Origin of the sequence: Microbulbifer sp. ARAS458-1 (assembly GCF_045348205.1) — a bacterium.
In the GTDB taxonomy this organism is placed as follows: Bacteria; Pseudomonadota; Gammaproteobacteria; order Pseudomonadales; family Cellvibrionaceae; genus Microbulbifer.
The window spans coordinates 3,734,294-3,749,542 of record NZ_CP155838.1; the positions used below are offsets into that span (position 1 = coordinate 3,734,294).

At 55.8% G+C, this 15,249-nt stretch carries 14 protein-coding genes and 1 tRNA gene; 2 read left to right on the forward strand and 13 right to left on the reverse strand.

Annotation, left to right across the window (positions count from 1 at the left end):
* Positions 1 to 58: 58 nt before the first annotated feature.
* The 3 genes from AAFH99_RS15575 to AAFH99_RS15585 form a co-directional block, all read right to left on the reverse strand.
* Entirely contained in the window at positions 59 to 529 is a 471-nt protein-coding gene (locus tag AAFH99_RS15575) for a hypothetical protein (protein WP_406828195.1), read from the reverse strand.
* A gap of 736 nt (positions 530 to 1,265) precedes the next feature.
* Positions 1,266 to 1,898, reverse strand: a complete 633-nt coding sequence (locus AAFH99_RS15580) for a hypothetical protein (protein WP_406828196.1) — start codon at positions 1,896 to 1,898, stop codon at positions 1,266 to 1,268.
* Between the two features lie 45 nt (positions 1,899 to 1,943).
* A complete protein-coding gene (locus AAFH99_RS15585) occupies positions 1,944 to 2,675 on the reverse strand; it encodes a hypothetical protein (protein WP_406828197.1) in 732 nt (243 codons plus the stop codon).
* 259 nt (positions 2,676 to 2,934) lie between these two features.
* On the opposite strand from AAFH99_RS15585, the gene AAFH99_RS15590 reads away from it, so the two are divergent.
* Entirely contained in the window at positions 2,935 to 3,840 is a 906-nt protein-coding gene (locus AAFH99_RS15590) for a hypothetical protein (RefSeq protein ID WP_406828198.1), read from the forward strand.
* A gap of 52 nt (positions 3,841 to 3,892) precedes the next feature.
* On the opposite strand, the gene AAFH99_RS15595 is transcribed toward AAFH99_RS15590, so the two are convergent.
* The 8 genes from AAFH99_RS15595 to rlmE all read right to left on the reverse strand — a co-directional run bounded on the left by AAFH99_RS15595 (position 3,893) and on the right by rlmE (position 11,913).
* Positions 3,893 to 5,134: a tyrosine-type recombinase/integrase gene (locus tag AAFH99_RS15595; RefSeq protein WP_406828199.1), complete on the reverse strand. Its 1,242-nt coding sequence runs from the start codon at positions 5,132 to 5,134 to the stop codon at positions 3,893 to 3,895.
* A 192-nt stretch (positions 5,135 to 5,326) separates the two neighbouring features.
* Positions 5,327 to 5,412: transfer RNA gene (locus tag AAFH99_RS15600), tRNA-Leu, on the reverse strand.
* A 34-nt stretch (positions 5,413 to 5,446) separates the two neighbouring features.
* Complete coding sequence (gene secG, locus AAFH99_RS15605; protein ID WP_043319027.1) at positions 5,447 to 5,878, reverse strand: preprotein translocase subunit SecG; 432 nt, start codon at positions 5,876 to 5,878, stop codon at positions 5,447 to 5,449.
* 56 nt (positions 5,879 to 5,934) lie between these two features.
* Positions 5,935 to 6,672: a triose-phosphate isomerase gene (gene tpiA / locus AAFH99_RS15610; RefSeq protein ID WP_406828200.1), complete on the reverse strand. Its 738-nt coding sequence runs from the start codon at positions 6,670 to 6,672 to the stop codon at positions 5,935 to 5,937.
* Between the two features lie 129 nt (positions 6,673 to 6,801).
* Positions 6,802 to 8,148 carry a phosphoglucosamine mutase gene (gene glmM, locus AAFH99_RS15615; RefSeq protein WP_406828201.1) on the reverse strand — a complete coding sequence of 449 codons (1,347 nt, stop codon included), beginning with the start codon at positions 8,146 to 8,148 and terminating at the stop codon, positions 6,802 to 6,804.
* 69 nt (positions 8,149 to 8,217) lie between these two features.
* The gene (gene folP / locus AAFH99_RS15620; RefSeq protein ID WP_406829188.1) at positions 8,218 to 9,066 is read right to left on the reverse strand and encodes a dihydropteroate synthase; all 849 of its coding nucleotides are present in this window, start codon (positions 9,064 to 9,066) and stop codon (positions 8,218 to 8,220) included.
* A gap of 135 nt (positions 9,067 to 9,201) precedes the next feature.
* The gene (ftsH, locus tag AAFH99_RS15625) at positions 9,202 to 11,121 is read right to left on the reverse strand and encodes an ATP-dependent zinc metalloprotease FtsH (protein WP_406829189.1); all 1,920 of its coding nucleotides are present in this window, start codon (positions 11,119 to 11,121) and stop codon (positions 9,202 to 9,204) included.
* Positions 11,122 to 11,292: 171 nt separating this feature from the next.
* A complete protein-coding gene (rlmE, locus tag AAFH99_RS15630; protein WP_043319035.1) occupies positions 11,293 to 11,913 on the reverse strand; it encodes a 23S rRNA (uridine(2552)-2'-O)-methyltransferase RlmE in 621 nt (206 codons plus the stop codon).
* A 71-nt stretch (positions 11,914 to 11,984) separates the two neighbouring features.
* On the opposite strand from rlmE, the gene AAFH99_RS15635 reads away from it, so the two are divergent.
* Positions 11,985 to 12,290 (forward strand): YhbY family RNA-binding protein, encoded by a 306-nt coding sequence (locus AAFH99_RS15635; RefSeq protein WP_043319037.1) that lies wholly within the window; start codon positions 11,985 to 11,987, stop codon positions 12,288 to 12,290.
* 87 nt (positions 12,291 to 12,377) lie between these two features.
* Here the strand turns inward: AAFH99_RS15635 and AAFH99_RS15640 are convergent, their stop codons facing one another.
* Both AAFH99_RS15640 and AAFH99_RS15645 read right to left on the reverse strand, forming a co-directional pair.
* On the reverse strand, positions 12,378 to 13,151 hold the full coding sequence (locus tag AAFH99_RS15640; RefSeq protein ID WP_406828202.1) for a rhamnogalacturonan acetylesterase: 774 nt from the start codon (positions 13,149 to 13,151) through the stop codon (positions 12,378 to 12,380).
* A gap of 84 nt (positions 13,152 to 13,235) precedes the next feature.
* Positions 13,236 to 15,227, reverse strand: coding sequence for a hypothetical protein (locus tag AAFH99_RS15645; protein WP_406828203.1), 1,992 nt, complete (start codon positions 15,225 to 15,227; stop codon positions 13,236 to 13,238).
* Positions 15,228 to 15,249 lie beyond the last annotated feature (22 nt).

Below are 15,249 nucleotides of genomic sequence, written 5' to 3' on the forward strand. Positions count from 1 at the left end.
ATGCTGAACCCGGACAAGGCGGTAAATTGTTAAAGAGCTGATACCTTAAACGCGACAACTACGTTGACAGATACCGCATACACGAAGTCGGTAATTGATATGTGCGATATCCTTTGTTACCAGAAACCGAGAATTCCAAAACTTCTGAACGCTCTTTGAGGTTAGCGGTGTAAGGAGGAGAGATCTCACCAAGATCCCAATCAATATCCATAAAAATTGCAGAGCGATGACCCGAAAAAACTGGAAATGTCATACACGACTCTTGTATTCTTTCTATATCAATAGGACATGGAGTGTTTGTATCCAGACCTTCGATCAACTCACTTAATGATCCCCAAAAGCGAGTATTTACATTTGCTCTTGGAAAGTACGGAAGATACTCCTCAAATTCCGTGTAGCCTTTAAAGCGATGCGCTGTTGCAAATGCTGCGCGAGTTGAACCTATATCAACATTTGGGAATTTCTTTTGTATCTCGCCTTGAATGGCATCAACAATAGTCGATAGCGTTTTGCGGTCTGGAATAACCATAGCTAGGTCTCCTGTAGAGAGAGTAAAAAAATATTTTCCGTCGACGACGGACGATATAAATACTCTCCCATCTCGGATCTCAATTAAATCGGGCAGCTATACGAAGAAATTATGGCAATGATTAAAAAATGAAAAAAACCGATACGAATTTGGAATACCCTTGTACGCCTCCGGGCAAACTGACCAAAAATCAACCAAAAAACGTTGAAAACCAATGGCTACCATGCTAGGCGTCAATGGCCACCTATTTTGACCCGCCTTCGGCCAATAAAATTGACACACCCGGTGCGGCCTAGCCGGTGGTTTTCTGCTTCAGTCGATAGCTCTCTCCTCCCAGCATGAAGATGTTGGTTGATGAAGCCTAAGTCCAGCAGTGCATTTACCTGGCGTTTGGTGATGATGGTGGCCTGGTGACGGTAGTCGGAACCTTCCAGCGGTTTCTCGGCTAGGAACTGGGTTTGTTTCAGGTGGCGCTTGATGCGGGTGCGCTCCGTGACCTCGTGCTCGGCCAGAGGCTGAGCAAAGTCCAGTAGTACATGCCCGCTGGGACGGCAAGTTGGGCGTAAACATTCAGGGCTGTCGGTGCCAGCTGGCTGTCTCTTTCAGGGGGGCAGGATTTGGTGGCAGAAGCTTCCTGGCGTGGGTCAAAATTACTGGCCGGAGGTAGGCCAGCTATAGGTGGCCATTAACACTTCCCATTGATAGCCACTTCAATTCGGGCTATCGACTTGTGCGTTTAGGTAAAATTGAACTCAACCAGCTCACCAATTAGCTGAATGTTTGGCCGCTCAATCACTATATTTCGATCCTGCCACCAAAGCTCAAAACCTCCGCGCCCATTGCTTGTAATGGCACCAAGTAGAAATCTCTGATCAATTATCGCCGCTCCCATAAAGCTCCCATACGCACGGCAATATCCTCTACGAATTACGACACATTCACCTTTATCCACGACATCACTACTCAAACTACTAGTCGCCTCAAATATAAATAGATCGCGAGACTCTATCGTTGCCTCTTGGATGAGGATATTGGCAAGGCGCACGCTGCGATAAAGTAAATTGTTGGCGTTGCGAATAGCGAGAAACTCTTCCGAGCTATCGGACAACAAATAATCAAGAATTACAGATTCCGGTACACTCAATATGTCCACACGCTGGTTGCTTGCCGAATCGTTAATTATGGACTCTTCCGAGCACTCTGTGGCCAGGCAAAAACGGTGTAACGCAAATCCTTTTGGGGGCAGCTGATCTCGGAACCACTTTTCAACCAAACCTGCAGGCACTCCACAAAAGTGGGCGATGTCAGTAACCGATAGCCCATACTGGGCTGCCCGAATTTGCATTCTCATGCCAGTAGTTGTTGCCATGCTATCCACCATTCATGTGAGACTCAGCCCAATCTAGTAGACCTATCAATGGGAAAATTTGTCGCAATCCGCGCCGATCGAGTTCGCATCTTCCAAAGTAACTCCTGAATGTAGAGCCATGCGTTCAAGTACATGGGCTACTAATACACCCTGAAGTTGAACTACCCTCCCCAGAATGCAGTACTCGGACGCTTCGATCGACTGCCAGTGACCGTTCATGAGGATGTCATAATTTTTTGTATAAGTGCGTCTGACGACACCCACTGAAATTGATCCATTCATAGCAACAATTCCCAAAAAGGTTTTCCAAAATTCACAGAATCCGCGCTGCACTATGATCAACTCGCTGCAATTGACAACTGCTCGATTTGTCACGGATTCAATTTTAAGTATAAAGAATTTAGCACCTGAAACATTTCCCACTTGCTTAGCCAATGGGTCAGTTAGGAAAGCCCCCTTGACCACAGGAAAGTCCATGCAGTATTCACCATCAATACCAGGAATGTAGGTTCTTCGGGTGTATAACAACAGCTCCGACTCGGTTACCACTTGCAGCTGGTAAAAATCGGCTGAGCACTGCCTGCCCAAGATGTAATCTTCAGAGCAATGCGCCATTTGGCAGAATCTTGAAAGCGCATAGTCCGAAGGTAACTCAGAACTTGCGTACCATTTATAGACGCTAGTTACAGAGGCCATGCATTCGTCAGCGATCCGGGTTACGTCTAGACCATACATGGCGGCCGCCATGCGTATTCTTTCTCCTACGGTGAAATCCATACCTATTCCTCGGCTCAATCCATATAAAGTAGATTTACACGACCATCTCGTTTACTGGAGTATTTATACCGGAAGGAGTAGTGCGCATATCAAAATGCGCAACTAACGCATTCAGCATGAGCGCTTGACAGAAACAACGTGTTCTCTGGTAAATTCTTGGAGCCCAACTGTTATCGCGACGAGAACGAGACATCAAATTCAGTCATAAGATTTCGCCGACCTTCCCTCAGGGAAAAATTACTTGCAAGGAAAAGCAACTATGCAAAATAAGTTCGCACCAGTTTTAGCTCTCATAATCACCTCGCTCATAAGTGCCTGCGCTTCGTCGCCATCAAGTGTAGAAAATCCAAACTGGAGTCGAGCAAAGAATTTAGTGCAATCTGCAGGTATGGGCGGACGACTTAAAGATACTGAAGGGGATCCAAGTAGTGCCAGGATTTCGGGAATGTCCAAAGGTACCGAGTGGCTGGTTACGACACCGGCATACGGCGGTATATTGAGCCCTATGGGTATGTTGAATACCTTTGAGATCATCATGAAACCGAAATCGCCAGATGAGCGCATCGTTGTGTTTGGATGGATGCCTCGGAAAATGGCAAGCTCTCAAGACGAGGCTTATAAACTGTATTTTGATATCATTGAGGAATCAATGATCAATGGAGCTACTAATGCCGGATTGGATGTTCCTGAGAGACTTCGTCGTTCAAAATTCGAAAACAGCTTTCTAAAGAAACCAAAATCCTTCTTTATCCTGGGAGATGGCAATGGTTGCTCTACTGCGAAATCTACATTTAGTCACGGAAATCTGATTTGTGGATTCAGGGCTGAAATGCGAGGTGACACAACATCAACCAAAGCGCCATCAATATTGGGCGGTTACGAATCGTGGGCACTGCTCCCGGATTCCGCTGCGGAAACATCACGCTTAATGCCAATTTACCAAATGGTCCAAGGAACCGATGTTGAGTTGACCGATAAGCCCGCCTACAGATTTAATGAGCTAAATTTCTTAATTCAGTTCAGCAAGTCTCTGCCAGACTGGATGTTTATTTATATTCCACCTAGCGCGGTAACAGTCGATAACAACGGTCGATTCCTGAATGCTCCAGCCGTACTGGAGCAGGGAAACCTGAATTTGTTTGTTAGCGCCAGCCCTACCCAATAGCCGCAGTCATTAGATTGGGGAACCGCAGCTATCAGCTTCCAACAGCAGAAAGTTAGTATTCCGCAGGCCGGTAATGAAAGCTTTTTCGCAGTATTGCCGGCTCCCCCTCCCCCAGTTTCAGAGCATCCAGATAGTCAGCCCATACCTGCAGCATGTGGCGCCGCTGCTCAATATGGGCTGTTCGATTGTATGCCCTACCCAGCGCATCTTGAACGCTATGGGCCAGCTGATGTTCGATCCACGCTACCGGAAACCCCAGCTCTTCGTCCAATAGAGTACGGGCCATCGCCCGGAATCCATGCGGTGTTATTGCATCATTTTCGTACTCCATAGCCCTGAGGGCGGTACGAACCGCATTTTCTGACATTGGGCGAGATGCGCTCCGCATTGAAGGAAATATGTATCGGCCCGAGCCGGTAAATTTTTCAAGGTCAGTCAAAATCCTTTTAGACTGACTAGTGAGTGGAATGATGTGCGGCGTTCCCATTTTCATTCGCTCACCCGGAATCTCAATACGGTCGGCCTGCCAGTTAACATCAGCCCACTCCAAGTGCCGGAGCTCCCCTGGACGGCAGAAAAAGAGCGGAGTCAACTTTAAGGCGGCTTCGACAACGAGCGATCCCTGATATGAATCGATTTTGCGAAGCAGATCAGCCACCTCTTCTGGGTCTGTGATCGCAGCAAAATGCTGAACTTTTGGCTTTTTAAGAGCATTGGATAGTGCGCTAGTCGGGTCGCTTTTGACGAGGCCAGTTATAACGGCAAACTGGAAGATCTGGCTGGCTACACGGCGAGTACGCTGAGCTAGCTCATAGTGTCCGCGCTCTTCTATCCGGCGCAAAGCCTGGAGTACATCTATCGGCTCAATCGTATTGATTGCCCGATGACCAAGGTAGGGGAAAAGGTCTCGCTCCAATGCCCGCCAGGTGCGACTGCGATGACTGGGCGATTTATCCGCCATTCGCACGTCAAACCAGTCCTGACCAACCTCCTGGAAGCTCGGTCCCGTAGGAGCACCAGGTTCAATAGCCTTGCCCGTCTTTTGCAACATCGGGTCAATATTCTGGCGAAGAAGTGATTTGGCATCATCTCTCGCAAGGCGAGCGGCTTTGAGGGACACCTCAGGGAACACCCCCAGCGCGAGCATTTTCTCGCGCCCCTCGTACCGATATTTCATGCGCCAATATTTTCTGCCCGATTTGGAAACTTGCAGATAGAGATTCTGACCATCGGATAGCCGGTAGTCGCGACTTTTGGGCTCTGCGGTAAGGACTTGTCGGAAGGTGAGAGGCAACGGGGGCTCCGAGGCAGTTTGGGGGTATCGCCAAGAATAGGCGATTGGTACCCCCATTTGTACCCCCAAAGTGGTCTGGATTACACCAGATACCCCCAGATTTTGGCGGACGATGCCGGACACCCCCAGAAACGCGAAAGCCCCGCAGGGCGGGGCTTTCAGGACGATTCCGGACGTTACCGGATCTTTGTATGGTGCCCAGGGCGGGACTTGAACCCGCACGAGCATAGCTCACTACCCCCTCAAGATAGCGTGTCTACCAATTCCACCACCTGGGCAAAAACTTTGCAGTTTTTGATTTCGCCTTTCGGCTTACTGAGGCTGTTCCTCAGTTCCTGCTTCCGGCAGTTCGGCCTGGGGGGCTTCTTCTGCGGAGGGCAGGTCGTCAGTGGCCGGGGCTTCGTCCTGAACTTCAGGGATGTCGCTCTCGATCACTGCGGGGATTTCGTCCTGCTGTTCGCGGGATTCAATCGCTGCGGGTACCTGTGGGATACCGTCAACTTCCGGTGCTTCGTTGTTGCTGGCGAGGTAGGCCAGGCCGAAGCTGGTGACGAAGAATACCGTCGCCATAATTGCAGTCAAGCGGGAAAAGAAATTTCCGCTACCCTGGCTGCCGAATACGGTCTGAGAAGCACCCGCACCGAAAGAGGCGCCGGCTTCTGCACCCTTACCCTGCTGAATCAGGATCAGGCCAATGATGGCCAGAGCGGTAAGGATGTGTACGATTAAAACCAGTTTTTCCATTGTCCAGAAAACCTGCTGTCGGGCATTGGCCCTTGCTCAAAAATTTCTTGCTGCGCTCAATCAGCGGCACAACAAATCTGAATAAACTCTTCGGCCTTCAGTGAGGCCCCGCCTACCAGTGCACCGTCGATATCGGGCTTGGTAAACAGTTCTGCGGCGTTGCCGGCTTTTACGCTGCCGCCGTAGAGGATCTGAACCTTGTCACCGTCTTCGCCCAGCTGCTGGCGGATAAACTGGTGCACTTCCTGCGCCTGTTCCGGGGTGGCGGTCTTGCCGGTGCCGATGGCCCATACGGGCTCGTAGGCGATAACCGCGCTTTCCCAGCAATCTTCCAGACCCAGAGCAACAACCGCCTGAATCTGTTCGGCGACCACTTCCAGGGTCTTGCCGGATTCGCGCTGCTCGAGGGACTCGCCCACACACAGCATTGGAATCAGGCCCACAGACTTGGCGGCGGCAAACTTGGCCGCAACCAGCTGGCTGCTCTCGCCGTACAGGCTTCTGCGCTCGGAGTGCCCTACGATGACGTAGTGCGCGCCGCAGTCCTTCAGCATCTCCGCGGAGACTTCCCCGGTGAATGCGCCGGAAGGCTGCTCGCTGAGGTTTTGCGCCCCCAGCTGTGCCTGTCCGATCTTGCCTGCAACCACACCCAGGTATGGGAACGGCGGACAGATCACTACCTGAGAGGAGCAGTTGCCGGACTCAAGTCCGCTATTCAACTCCGCCAACAGTTGCTCGGCAAATGCTTTGGTGCCGTGCATTTTCCAGTTGGCAGCGACCAGGGTTTTACGCATGGGTGCTCCTCCAAGGGGCGCAAATCTTAGCGGTATTGCCGGTAACATACAACCAGCGATTCCGGATATTTATTGGTTTTTCCATTGCTTTTCAATGGCTTCCGGTTGGCGGTGCCGGCGTTGGTGCAATCAGGCGTTACCGACCCGTTCGACCACCTGGGCGATCTCACCCGCCAGCTGTTGAACGAGCGACGGGTCCTTACCCTCAACCATGACCCGAATCAGCGGCTCGGTTCCGGAAGGACGCAACAGCACCCGGCCGGTGTCGGCCAGAGTGGATTCCGCCTGGGTCACCGCGGCCTGCACATCGCCGTGCTCCAGTACGCCATCGCGGCTGGCGAGGCGTACATTGATCATATGTTGCGGCAGCATTTCCATTCTGCGGGTGAGCTGATCGAGAGATTCCCCGAAATCGCTGACTGCGCGCAATACCTGCAATGCAGAGATGATGCCATCGCCGGTGGTGGTGACGTCGGTACAGACGATATGCCCGGAGGATTCGCCACCCAGGGTCCAATCGTTTTTGTGCATCAGCTCCAGCACGTAGCGGTCGCCGACCTTGGCGCGGGCGAAGGGAATTTTGCGTTCTTTGAGGGCCAGCTCGAAGCCGAAGTTGCTCATCTGGGTACCCACCACGCCGGTACAGCCGCCGAGGAATTGCTGGCGGTGGATGGCGATCAGGAACAGCAGCTGATCCCCATCCACCAGATTGCCGTCTTTATCCACAAACATCACCCGGTCGCCATCGCCATCAAACGCGATGCCGAGGTCGGCGCCGCGCTCGACCACGGCCTTCCGCAGCTGTTCCGGCTTGGTGGAACCGCATTCCAGGTTGATATTGACGCCGTCCGGCTGCACTCCGATGGCGTGTACTTCGGCACCCAGCTCGCGGAAGACTTTGGGCGCGATGTGGTAGGTGGCGCCATTGGCGCAATCCAGCACGATATTCAGGCCCTGCAGAGAGTAGGCCCAAGGGGTGCTGGCTTTACAGAACTCGATATAGCGGCCTACTGCGTCGTCGATACGCCAGGCCTTGCCCAGGTCTTTGGCGGTTTCCATGGGCAGGTCCAGAGCGGCTTCAATCTGCGCCTCGACGTCGTCCGGCAGTTTGCTGCCATCTGCGCTGAAGAACTTGATGCCGTTATCTTGATAGGGATTGTGGGAGGCACTGATCACGATTCCCGCCTGGGCGTGGAAGGTGCGGGTGAGATAGGCGATAGCCGGGGTGGGCATGGGGCCCAACAGGCCCACGTCGACGCCGGCGTTGATCAGCCCCGCTTCCAGCGCGGCTTCAAACATGTAGCCGGATACACGGGTGTCCTTGCCGATCAGGATACGACTGCGGCCTTTGCCTTTTGGATTGGCACCGAGCACTTTGCCGGCGGCATAACCGAGGCGCAGCATAAAATCCGGGGTGATGGCGCCTTCGCCAACCAAGCCGCGGATACCATCTGTGCCGAAGTATTTTCTTGTCATCTAATCGCTCTCTTATAGCACCACCGGGCGAACCTGAAAGGGCCCGGCACAAGAATCGCTCCCTTCCGTTCAGATGCAGGGGCGGTCTACCAGTTGTTGTAATTTCAGCACATCTGCCGTGGCTGCGACGTCGTGCACGCGGATTATGGCGGCACCGCGCTGGGCGGACAGCACGGCCAGGGCCAGACTGCCCGCCAGACGCTGATCCACTTCTCGCCCGAGCAGACGGCCGATCATGGATTTGCGGGACAAACCCACCAGAATGGGTACCCCTTGCGGAGCCAGCTCCGGCAGATGCCGCAGCAGCGCGAGATTGTGCTCGTCATTCTTGCCGAAACCGAAGCCCGGGTCGTAGAGGATTTTCTCCCGCGCAATGCCGGCCTGTTCACAGGCCCGCAAGCGCTCGTCGAGGTAAGCGCGTACTTCGCGTACAACATCACGGTACTCGGGGTTAGCCTGCATGGTGCCCGGCTGTCCCTGCATATGCATCAGGCATACGGGCAATCCCGTGGCAGCGGCGGCACCCAGAGCACCGGGACGAGAAAGCGCTCGCACATCGTTGAGCATACCGGCACCGGCGGATACGGAATCCCGCATCACCGAGGCGGTGCTAGTGTCGACGGAGATCACTACATCCAGGCGGGATGCGATGGCCTCCACAACCGGCACCACCCGCTCCAGTTCTTCCGCTTCGGAAACCGGCGCCGCACCGGGTCGGGTGGACTCACCGCCGATATCCAGGATTGCTGCGCCGTCGCGCACCATCTCTTCTGCGCGCTGTAATACCAGGTCGAGATCCAGCCCGCTGTCGCCGTAATAGCTTCCGCCATCGGAGAATGAATCGGGGGTGGTGTTGAGAATCCCCATGATCTGGGGGCGGGAAAGGTCCAGAGTACGCTGGCCACAGACGAGCTTCATAGCATTCATATCACTTAGCCCCGGCTCAACAGGAATTGGGGGCAGCGGGAATAAACAAAGCGGGCCTACTGGCAACAGCAGGCCCGCTTGGAAGCGGCACACTATAGGCGTGCGCCGCACAAGTTCAAGATGGGGTCAGTGGCCGTTGACCGGGCCACCTACCGGGCTTTCTCCGTCTTTCGAGCCACCTTGGGTTTCGTCTTTCGGCTCCACCTCTTCCGGGGTACCGCCGCCGGTATAGTCGTTGTCGTGCCAATCCTTGGGCGGGCGCACTTTCCGGCGCGCCATCAGGTCGTCCACCTGCTCGGCATCCAGAGTCTCGTATTCCATCAGCGCGTCTTTCATCGCTTCGAGAATATCGCGGTTCTCTTCCAGCAGTTTTTCCGCACGCTCGTAACAGGTATCGATGATGCGGCGCACTTCCTCGTCGATCTCGTTGGAGGTCTTGCCGGAGATCGGGTTGCCGTGGCCGGGCTGACCGGTCTCGTCTTCACCATAGTGGAGCGGGCCGAGCTTCTCGGACAGGCCCCACTTGGTGACCATATTGCGGGCGATGTCGGTAGCGCGTTCGATATCGTTGGAAGCGCCGGTGGTGACACCGTCGACACCCAGGGTCATTTCTTCCGCGATACGGCCGCCGAACAGGGAGCACAGCTGGGATTCCAGTGCGCGCTTGCTCAGGCTGTACTTGTCTTCCTCCGGCAGGAACTGGGTCACCCCAAGGGCACGGCCGCGGGGGATGATGGTGACCTTATGCACCGGATCATGTTCCGGCACCAGGCGGCCAATAATGGCGTGACCGGCTTCGTGGTACGCGGTATTGGTCTTTTCCTTCTCGTTCATCACCATGGACTTGCGCTCGGCACCCATCATGATCTTGTCGCGGGCGCGCTCGAACTCCTCCATGGACACCATGCGGCGGTTGGCACGGGCGGCGAACAGGGCGGCCTCGTTCACCAGGTTGGCCAGGTCCGCACCGGAGAAGCCAGGGGTACCGCGGGCGATGACCTGCGGATCGATTTTCTCGTCCAGGGGCACTTTGCGCATGTGTACCTTGAGGATCTGCTCGCGGCCGCGGATATCCGGCAGGCCGACAAACACCTGACGGTCAAAACGGCCGGGGCGCAACAGGGCCTTGTCCAACACGTCCGGGCGGTTGGTCGCCGCGATGACGATGACGCCTTCGTTACCTTCAAAACCGTCCATTTCTACCAGCAGCTGGTTGAGGGTCTGTTCGCGCTCGTCGTGGCCACCGCCCATGCCGGCACCGCGGTGGCGGCCGACGGCGTCGATCTCGTCGATAAAGATGATGCACGGGGCCTGTTTCTTGGCCTGCTCGAACATGTCGCGCACGCGAGAGGCGCCCACACCCACGAACATTTCCACAAAGTCGGAGCCGGAGATGGAGAAGAACGGCACCTTCGCTTCACCGGCGATGGCCTTGGCCAGCAGTGTTTTACCAGTACCGGGAGGGCCCGCCATCAGTACCCCGCGGGGAATATTGCCCCCCAGGCGCTGGAATTTGGACGGGTCGCGCAGGAACTCCACCAGCTCCTGTACATCTTCTTTCGCCTCATCCACACCGGCCACGTCGGCGAAGGTGGTTTTGATCTGATCTTCACCGAGTAAGCGCGCCTTGCTCTTGCCGAAGGCCATGGGGCCGGAACGACCGCCGGCTCCGCCCTGCATCTGGCGCATAAAGAACATGAACACGGCGATGATGATCAGGATCGGGAAGCTGGCCACCAACAGCTGCTGCCAGATACTGGGGGACTCGGGCTCGCGACCATTGAACTTGACGCCGCCGCGCACCATTTCGTTGGTGAGTTCGTCGTCAATAATCTGCGGCTGGATGGTTTTGAAACGGCTGCCATCGGCCTTCTCGCCGGTGATGACCAGGCCGTCGACCAAAACATTTTTGACCTGGCCGGACTGTACGTCCTGCACAAAGTCGGAGTAGCTGAGGGATTCATCCCTGGACTGCGGCTTGAAGTTCTGGAAGACCATCAGCAGCACCGCAGCGATGATCAGCCACAACACCAGATTCTTTGCCATATCGTTCAAAGGGTATGCCCTCTTGCCTGTGCCCTGGCCTGCGCCCGGCAACTTATTCCATTTCACCCAGTATAGGCGGCGAAAATCGTAAATCTGTCGCCCCGGTCATCGGGGACTTTATCAAATCTCGGACCCTGGCGCTTCACGCCTGCGAGTGGGTCGCTGTGCGGATTATCCTTTGAAGCCTCGCGCGACAACATAGACCTCGCGGGAGCGGGGACGGGATGCACCGGGCTTGCGGGTAACCACAGACTGATACTGACTGCGTAGATCGCGGATCAGTTCATCAAATCCTTCGCCCTGAAAGACCTTGGCCACAAAAGCGCCGCCTGATTTGAGGGTCTGCCGCGCCATATCCACTGCCAGCTCCACCAGATACATGGAAGCCGGCTGATCGACAGCGCGCACACCACTCATATTGGGGGCCATATCGGAAATCACAAGGTCGGCGCGCTCTTCCCCGAGCTTTTCCAGCAGCTCTTCAAACACGGCCTCCTCGGTAAAGTCACCCTGCACGAAGTCCACGCCCGCCAGGGCGTCCATGGGCAGGATGTCCGATGCAAGAACCCGGCCTTTATGGCCAACCAGTTCTGCAGCCACCTGGGACCAGCCCCCGGGGGCGGCGCCGAGATCCACCACCGTCATCCCGGGCTTGATCAGGCGGTCCTTTTCCTGCAGCTCCTGCAGCTTGTAGGAGGCACGGGAGCGGTAGCCGTCTTTCTGGGATTGTTTGACGTAGTGGTCGTTAAAATGTTCACGCAGCCAGCGGTGGCTGCTCTTTGATCGGCCCATCAGTTACAATACATCGCTAATTTCTGGGGTTGTCCGCGCGCGGGTTACCCGATTTAAGGATGGAGTATTGTATGCCTTTAAACGCTGACCGCAAAAAAGCCTTGCGCGCTCGTGGACATAGCCTCAAACCAATTGTCACTGTAGCCGACAAAGGGCTGACCGAAGGGGTGCTCGAAGAGCTGAATCGCGCCCTGGAAGACCACGAGCTGATCAAGGTGAAACTGGCGGTGAATGACCGCGATGTCCGCCGCGAGCTGATTACCGAGCTGTGCGCCCAGAGCAAATCCGAACTGGTGCAGGAAATCGGCAAGATCGCGCTGATCTTCCGCAAGGCGGGTAAGCCCAACGCGCGTCTGTCCAATCTCTTGCGCCCCTAACCACCTATCAGCCACACCCCAGCGTCGAATGCCTGCTGGGGTGCCCACCTGGGGCTACCCGAACTTCCGGGTAACCCACTTCATTTTTCAGAATTTTAGAGCCAGGTGCTTGGGATCCGGTTTTCGCAGACGCTTGCTGAGCGGATGCTCCCGCTTGCGCAGCTCCGCCAGTACCAATTGCGCCACTTCACGCGCCCCCAACTGATTCAGGTGGGTGTCGTCGCGCACGCCCACCGGATAATTGGGGTGCAGCCCCGGGGCGATATGCATAAAGCGCAACGCGCTGTCGCGGTCGCCCATGGCCTGGAAATATTCCCGGGTCACCACTTCCATATCGATAAACTCCACCTTTTCACGCTGTGCCACTTCACGCACCAGTGGCGCATAGGGGTGGGTATGTTTGATGGTATTTTCCCCGTCGAAATAGCGGCGGGTAATGGGTGACATCAGAATCGGTTCCGCACCGGCCTTGCGTACGTCATTGATAAACTGGGAGAGGTTTTCCTTGTACTGCTGCGGCGTGGTGTAGCGGTCTTTTTTGTGTTCGGACTCATCATTGTGGCCGAACTGGATTACCACATAATCATCCGCCTGCAGAGTTTCCATAATGTTGGCCCAGCGCCCTTCCTCGATAAAGGTGCGGGTACTGCGGCCGTTCATGGCCCGGTTGTCCACGGTGATGCCTTCGTCAAAAAATACCGCAAAGGGGACACCCCAGCCGGTTTCCGGGTAGTCCTTGATCTCCTTGATGGCCATGGTGGAATCGCCGGCCATGTAGATGGTGGTTTTGTCCGTTGCCATCGCCTCCTGGCTGGCGAGCAGCGCGGCACCTGTAACAATCAGGTGTTTCAGTTTTCTCATAATAGATTCACTCTTGGGCTTTTCGGAAATCGCCTTCGAGGTTTTCCATCGAAAATCGCCCGGATCATGGTCCGGGCTTTTTATTTAAAAGCGGGTGGGCGGGATAAAGCTCCGCGGGTGCTCTACCGGCATAGGAATACGCTGGCTGGGCATCGGTGCGGCAAAGCGCAACAGGCCGGAGCTCCCTTCGCAGGCGGGAGTCAGGTTCTGCCCCCACCCTTCTCCGGCGCACATGGCCATGGGCAATATACTCTTCAGGTGCGCGTCTGCCTCTGCCCAGGCCTCTGGCAGCAGCCCTTGCACCGCAGTACTGGCACGAGGGCGAATGCGCTCGGAAGCAATTCTGCCGCGCTGCCCACGAGATACCACATAGTCATCCGCAGTCATTGGTGATACCGGGCGATTGGTCACCGCTATATCCCGTTCGATGCCATAGCGCAGGCTCATCATGGTTTCCTCAAACAGCATGGCAGTGTCCTCCCAGGGGGAGCTGTAGCTGTAGAAATCATTGGCCGAGTCCGGGAAAAAGAAACCGGCAATGTCCGCTGGCGTGTACTCGCGCTGTGTGTCACTGGCCTCGGCGCCGCGATAGCGCACCTCCGCCAGTGCATAGAGCTCGGGGGAGTACATCGGGTTAACCGCCGTTACCGACTTGTTGACGAAACTGGCGGACTGCGCCTGATTGAAGAAAATATCGTCGCGATCCAGACCGCTGTTGAGCTTCGCCGGCGACATGGCATCCGCCGCATGGGCCAGCTCGTGGTACAGCAGCGACCCCAGATCCGCTTCCAGCTCGTAGAAATCCCGGGAGTGGCGATCCTTCACCTCGTAGTAGGTGAATACGTAATTGTTATTTTTCACGTAGCGCCAGGGAGTGACGAAGTTCAACGCGGAGCTGAAACCACTGCGGTAGTCCGGCTGCTCATTGATCACGTCGCGCTCCTCCGGCGACAGCCACAGACTGTCCGGGTCCAGATAGATGGCCCCGGTAAGCGACCAGTAAAACGACGGCCGCACATCGCTGGAAATCACAACCGCGGTCACCGAACGCAGCAGCCGAGCGAAATCCCCGTGATTGTCCAGCTGGGTCAGGAAGCGTTCGAAACGCTCTCCCATCCAGTCGTGGGACACCAGCACATGATCCATGATCTGGTCCACCGTGGGCGCGCTGCTGATCAGGCCGATCGGCGGCAGTGTGCGCAGGGTACACAGATTACTGTCGTTCAACTGGTTGGAATAGACACAGTCTTTCAGCACGTCGCGGTAGGGACTATCGGCGCGGTAGCTGTACACCGGATTGAGCGGCACTGATTTGGCACAGTATTCACCGTCGCCATCGCAGAAGTAGTCACTGTTCGCTTCCGGGCGGTCCTGCACCACCACATAGGCGGTATCAGAGAAACTGCCCGCGGTGGTCTCCAGGGTGGCGCGCAGGGTGATCACCTGATCGCCGCTCACCCGCGGCGCCGTCACAAACACTACCGGCTGACCGGAGTCGTCTTCTACCAGATCCGCTTGTGGGCCAGCGAGCTGCTCGAAGTGCCAGGACTCGACACTACCGCTGACATGACTGGCATTCAGACGCAGCGAGAACTCTGCGCCCTCACTCACCGCGCGATCCGCGCGGAACTGCACCCGGGTGCTGGCACTACTGGGCGCCACAGAAATATTGAAGGTGTCCTGCAGGCTGTCGCCTTCGGGGTTGGATGCCGTCAGGCGAAAACTGTACTCACCGCTGAACACGGCATCAAAACTGATACCAGCGGTCCCGTTACCCGCCAGCGGCATGACATCGGGGCCGGACAGCTGCTCCCACTCAAAGCGGTTGTAACCCTGCTCGCTCAGGCTCGCCACCACACCGACACTGTCACCCTGGCTGGCGCTGCTGTCACCGGCCAAGGTCAGTTGCACGGGAGCCGGAGCAATGGGCACTCCACCACCGGTATTGGTGCCGGCGGAGTCGCCGCGATCGGAACCACCACCCCCTCCGCCACAGGCAGTCACCGAGAGTGCCAGGAGAGAGGCGGAAAAAACGCGCAGTGCGCGACCGGGAAGGTTGCGGAGAACGGCTGTCATGCTGGCTCTTATTCTGATGATC

Coding starts and splice junctions, on each gene's coding strand:
- AAFH99_RS15575 (WP_406828195.1), bottom strand. CDS start 529: ATGGTTATTCCAGACCGCAAAACGCTATCGACTATTGTTGATGCCATT.
- AAFH99_RS15580 (WP_406828196.1), bottom strand. CDS start 1,898: ATGGCAACAACTACTGGCATGAGAATGCAAATTCGGGCAGCCCAGTAT.
- AAFH99_RS15585 (WP_406828197.1), bottom strand. CDS start 2,675: ATGGATTTCACCGTAGGAGAAAGAATACGCATGGCGGCCGCCATGTAT.
- AAFH99_RS15590 (WP_406828198.1), top strand. CDS start 2,935: ATGCAAAATAAGTTCGCACCAGTTTTAGCTCTCATAATCACCTCGCTC.
- secG (WP_043319027.1), bottom strand. CDS start 5,878: ATGGAAAAACTGGTTTTAATCGTACACATCCTTACCGCTCTGGCCATC.
- tpiA (WP_406828200.1), bottom strand. CDS start 6,672: ATGCGTAAAACCCTGGTCGCTGCCAACTGGAAAATGCACGGCACCAAA.
- glmM (WP_406828201.1), bottom strand. CDS start 8,148: ATGACAAGAAAATACTTCGGCACAGATGGTATCCGCGGCTTGGTTGGC.
- folP (WP_406829188.1), bottom strand. CDS start 9,066: ATGAAGCTCGTCTGTGGCCAGCGTACTCTGGACCTTTCCCGCCCCCAG.
- ftsH (WP_406829189.1), bottom strand. CDS start 11,121: ATGGCAAAGAATCTGGTGTTGTGGCTGATCATCGCTGCGGTGCTGCTG.
- rlmE (WP_043319035.1), bottom strand. CDS start 11,913: ATGGGCCGATCAAAGAGCAGCCACCGCTGGCTGCGTGAACATTTTAAC.
- AAFH99_RS15635 (WP_043319037.1), top strand. CDS start 11,985: ATGCCTTTAAACGCTGACCGCAAAAAAGCCTTGCGCGCTCGTGGACAT.
- AAFH99_RS15640 (WP_406828202.1), bottom strand. CDS start 13,151: ATGAGAAAACTGAAACACCTGATTGTTACAGGTGCCGCGCTGCTCGCC.
- AAFH99_RS15645 (WP_406828203.1), bottom strand. CDS start 15,227: ATGACAGCCGTTCTCCGCAACCTTCCCGGTCGCGCACTGCGCGTTTTT.